5 protein-coding genes are annotated in these 5,123 nt (G+C 35.3%); all 5 read left to right on the forward strand.

Annotated elements, in window-relative coordinates; translation table 11 throughout:
- Positions 1 to 1,257: TonB-dependent receptor domain-containing protein (locus AC4MRQ_RS24800; RefSeq protein ID WP_491200423.1), on the forward strand; the 1,257-nt coding region annotated here is incomplete at its 5' end.
- Between the two features lie 12 nt (positions 1,258 to 1,269).
- Positions 1,270 to 2,112 carry a RagB/SusD family nutrient uptake outer membrane protein gene (locus tag AC4MRQ_RS24805; RefSeq protein WP_491200424.1) on the forward strand — a complete coding sequence of 281 codons (843 nt, stop codon included), beginning with the start codon at positions 1,270 to 1,272 and terminating at the stop codon, positions 2,110 to 2,112.
- Positions 2,113 to 2,130: 18 nt separating this feature from the next.
- A complete protein-coding gene (locus AC4MRQ_RS24810) occupies positions 2,131 to 2,790 on the forward strand; it encodes a RagB/SusD family nutrient uptake outer membrane protein (protein WP_491200425.1) in 660 nt (219 codons plus the stop codon).
- A gap of 23 nt (positions 2,791 to 2,813) precedes the next feature.
- Entirely contained in the window at positions 2,814 to 4,217 is a 1,404-nt protein-coding gene (locus tag AC4MRQ_RS24815) for a hypothetical protein (RefSeq protein ID WP_491200426.1), read from the forward strand.
- 189 nt (positions 4,218 to 4,406) lie between these two features.
- The coding region (locus AC4MRQ_RS24820) for a hypothetical protein (protein WP_491200427.1) at positions 4,407 to 5,123 on the forward strand (717 nt) is incomplete at its 3' end.

Genomic DNA, 5,123 nt, shown 5'->3' on the forward strand with positions numbered 1-5,123 from the left:
TCAACATTGTCAATGAGTAGTACCCGTTATATGGATGAACGAATTGCAGAGGGATTTACTTTCCCAAATCGTTCCGTGAAATGGGAGAAAAAATCCTCTTTTAATGCGGGTTTTAATTTTGGAGTTTTAGATAATGCTCTGAATTTTAGTTCAAATTACTATTTTAATAGAACAACAGACTTGTTAACAAACCTGAATGTACCAACCTCTACCGGCCGAGGGACAACCAGGTACAACGGTGGAGAGGTTACCAATGAAGGGTTGGAGTTTTCTGCAACCGTTCGTTGGATACATAGGAAGAACTTCAGCTTTAGCACCACGGCTAACGTTGCTATGAATAAAAACATTATTCATAAATCCATAAATGGAATCACTGACATACAACATGCCCCTGATTATCGAACACAATATGGTGGAGTAATCAACGTGATGGGAGAGGAAACCGGTTCAATATATGGATGGGATTATGCGGGTGTTGATCCAACCACAGGTAATCCAATGATATACCTTTCAGAAGAAGGTAAGAGAGCTTATGCCGAAGTACTGGATATGTGGGAGACTTTTACTGATAAAGCCCAAGAACAGGCTATTCGTGAAGGATGGGCACCTCAGTTAGATGGTATACCTGATGCTGTGGTTGTTGAGCGACTTTTGTATTCTAATAGTCTAACATCTGAAATGGGTTTGTGGGCGCCTATGAAAAAGGTATTAAGAAGCTCAATGAAATATCTCGGGCGTTCTAATCCAAAATATATTGGTGGTTTTTCAACCAATATCCGTTATAAAAAATTGTCATTAACTACCTATTGGTCTTATAAACTAGGACATATTGTGCGTCAGTTTGATGATCGTAAAAATGCACCAAAAACTGGTAGTGGAAATAATACTGATGGAGCATCTTCTGACTTGCAGGTTTCGAATACTAACAGAGAAAAGGAATTTCTTTATCGCTGGAGAAATATAGGAGATGAAACGAATATCTATAGCTTCGTTACCGGTAAAGATAATTTTTCAAGTTTACATACCTCGTTTGATTATCAAAAGGGGGATTACTTGAGACTGCAATCAATCTCACTTAGTTATATGCTGCCGCAAAAAACAGCAAAATGGTGTGGTTTCCAAAATATGAGTCTGACAGTGAATGCAAACAACCTGGTTACATTTACAAAATATAAAGGAGTTGATGTGGTAACCCGTAATGCATTTGCATACCCTACTCCTAAAAAATGTACCGTACGATTATCCTTGGGATTTTAAAAATTGAAAAGTATGAAAACGAAAATAATATTATTGTTATCGCTAGTAGTGTTTGGGCTGGGAAGTCAGTCATGTTCTGATTTTCTCGACGTTAAACCACGTAATAAGCGGATTGTAAAAACTCCTTCTGATCATAAAGCCATACTTGCTGGCTATATGAGGTTTCTTAATGATCAGACTATGGGGGGTGCAGGGGCTATAGAATCTATCTTTAATTTCAATTCTGCAAATAGATTAACCATCTATTGTGGCGAATGTAATTTTGTAGAAAATTACATAGCCGATCCGGAAACGGGTGAATTCAAACCCAATGTATACACCAGCCTGAATTGGATGGATAAGAATATTCAGAAATGGGAGAACAATTATAAATTCAGTGGCTATCTTAACTATATAATCGATAACATTGGTGAAGTAGAGGATAATATTGAAATTTCTGCTGAAGATAATTATCACACGCGAAACTATGTAAAAGGAGAGGCTTTGCTTTGGAGGGCCTGGGCCTATTATAATCTGATACAGTTTTATGCTCCATATAAAAATAATGAATTAGGTATTGTTTTAAATACAGATGATTATGAAGATCCGATTAATGCTAACATTGAAAGGTCAACGCAAAGCGAGTCATACAAACAAGTATTTAGTGATATTCGTGAAGCATTAGATCTACTGGAGGAAACTCCATCAACAGACTGGAATGTTATTTATAATGAGGAGTTTATTCATTGTTTATTGGCCAATATTTATTTTTTTAAAGCGATGTCAGGTGCTCAGGAATCTGATGATTGGGCAAATGCCGAAAAATATGCCAGATTGGCAATTGGGAATAGAGTTCTGAGTAATAGTCCAGAATAAAAAGAAAAAATGTTTGATATGGGTGATGACGGCTATAAAGTTTATGATAATAGTCAATTTACATTACGCATTGTTAAAACTTCTAATGCGTTAGGAGACTTTACATCCAATCGATATAGAGGTGGTAGTCTTATTGATTCCAAAGCTCCATTAGGTGTATATAATTTATATAAATCGAATGATATGCGTCGAGATCTTTATTTCTTAGAGTTGCCTACAGGTTTAATTGCTAATGATAAATATAATTTGCATACCGCAACCCATAAGAAACAAGGAAGTATTTATGTTCCTTATCGTTTAGCTGATAATATTTTAATTCTTGCGGAAGCATTAGTGCGTCAGAATAAGATTAGCGAGGGATGGGATGTGTTAAATAGTTTCAAAGAAAAAAGATATACTGACTATGATATTGCTAACACGCCAAGCTCACGCGATGATCTTTTGAATGATATTTTGATGGAACGTCGATTAGAGTTCTTTCATGAATGTGATGTTAGATGGTTAGAAATGAAACGTCTGGGATATCGTTTTGATAGAGGAGCTATATTAGGATATGAAATTGTTTTAGAAGAAGATGATTTCCGCTATACATGGCCAATTCCAATTCTTGAATTTGAAGACGAGGAATCTAAAATCGTTCAAAATCCTGGATGGGAAGATATAATGAATGTAGAATAAACGAAATAATCTAGCATAAGAATATGAAAACTATATTAATAAATAAAGGAGCAATACTAGGACTCATCCTTTTATTATTTTCATGTACGCCTGAGGATATTACTTACTACGATAATAATACAATAGATATAGATTCTATTACCGGAATTAGCTTGATACCAAATCATTTTCAGGTAATTGCGGACGGAAGAGCTGAGTTGGAGTTAAAACCTATAGTTTATAAAACGGTTGATTCGATTGTTGCTATAAATGATCGAATCCCAAATGAATGGATTGAGTATTACGAAAAATCAGGTGTGGAGACCAAACGTTTTTTTACAACTAATAATCAGGATTTAGTTGGAGAAGAACTTAAGGTTTGGGCTCGCATTAAAGGTACTGATATCGAAAGTGACACCGTCGCGTTCAAGGTTAGAGAACCGTTAGCTGAAGATGCGTATGAAGAAATCGTGATCCCTGTGGTATTTCATGTTTTGCAAACACAAGCTGACATTGAAGCAAAAGGCATGAAACTTCGCTCAGATAGAATTGAACAAGCTATTAAACGTTTAAACAATGTATTTAGCGGTATTGCCAGCAAGAATGCGAATGGTGTTGATACTAAAATTCGTTTTGAGGCTGCTAAATATGATCCTGATGGTAAACTCTTGATCGAACCAGGAATTAACCGATTGATTGATAAGCATAATATAATAGGTTACGGAGAAAGATCGTTTGAATGGTTTATTCGAGATCTGGTTGATAATGTTGATGAAGAGAAAAAAGATGATTATTATTTTCCTGAGAATGGGAATAATATTAATTGGCCTGTGGACAAATATTTTCAGATTTGGTTAATTTCCAGTTCAGAGTATGAGGACTTTGGAGATAAAGTAAGTGAAGAGTGTTATCCGATGTCCAAATATACAGATGCAGATTTATCTACCTTACCTCAGGGTTTAAAATTGACCCAAAATGAAACTAATTTGTATATGGGGGCCAAACGAAAAGGTTTGAAAATTCGTCTACAGGATTTTGTGAATACACGACCTCTTTCTTATAATTCAAAGCATAATGATTGGATGTATTATGTAGGTATTTATTTCGGATTGTTACCGAATCACAAGAAACCATATTCGGCAGGTTGGTCATGGACCGGCACAAATGATTATTGTGACGATACATTCTTAACTTATGTCTCTTGGTATGATTCATATTATGGTAGAATACCTTATAAATACAATATGAATCGCAACAGTACGATGTATAAGCAAATAAATGGTTTTGGCTATGAGTTTTTAGCTGAGAATATCATGGATGCTCCTCAAGGTTTACACCAATGTATAACAAAGGATCAGGCCGCACGAATTCGATGGATTATTAAGTATTCTCCTGAAAGGCAGTTCTGGAAATCTGATTTCGCGTTTACGGGTATTGAAGATTTATAATACCGATAGCTAAAATAGAGTGACCTTTTAATGGATGTGTTTATCCATCAGGGGGTCACTCAATAAAAACAAGTGATAAAGACCATCTGTGAGTTTTTAATTTCAGTTATAAAGGAACAACCTAACTAGTATTGCAGGTTCTGTTTTCTTACACAATCAAACATTACCATAATCTTTTAAATTTAATGTATGAACTATTGTAGAGTAGTATTCATAGGCTTATTACTATGCCTTAATCTTAGCAGTATTGATGGACAGGATAAGCAGGAAATTAGACCTTTAACATTGAAAGGGAACCTATCAGGGGAAAAGTTCTTTATGTTATTAGATGCCAGTTGGGATACTTGGTCCCGCCAAATAACGCCATACTTAAATGGAACTATAGATGCTAATGGTAATGCGTTATTTATGTCGGATTCGATCAAAGAAGGGTATTATCTGCTTAATAGTAAACTAATGTTGTATTTGCGCCCGGGTATGAATGTGACCGTACAGAAAAACGAGGAAGGGGTTGTTTCTACTTCTCATCCACATATGAATGCATTAAATGGCCTTTATAATCAAAATGTCCTCAAAGGTTTTGTACGAACCCATAGCAAGTTAAAGTTCGATGACTATTGTTCGAAGGTCGATAAGCATTATGCAGCATATAAAAAACAGATCGCAAATATACCGAATGAACGTTTAAGGCAAATTGAATCATACCATGTTGAGATGGCTGAAACAATGCTAAAATTACAATATAGATTAGCTAATAAAGATTCTTTTATTGCCCCAGATGTGTATGCAAACTTGTTAAAGAAAGTGGACTTCAGCCATGATTGCTATGTATTTCTTCCACAATGGCGTAATTGGTTGAATGATTACTTTAAAATTCAAAAGCTCGATAATGAATTAACCGACAAG

Source organism: Carboxylicivirga sp. (assembly GCF_982718395.1).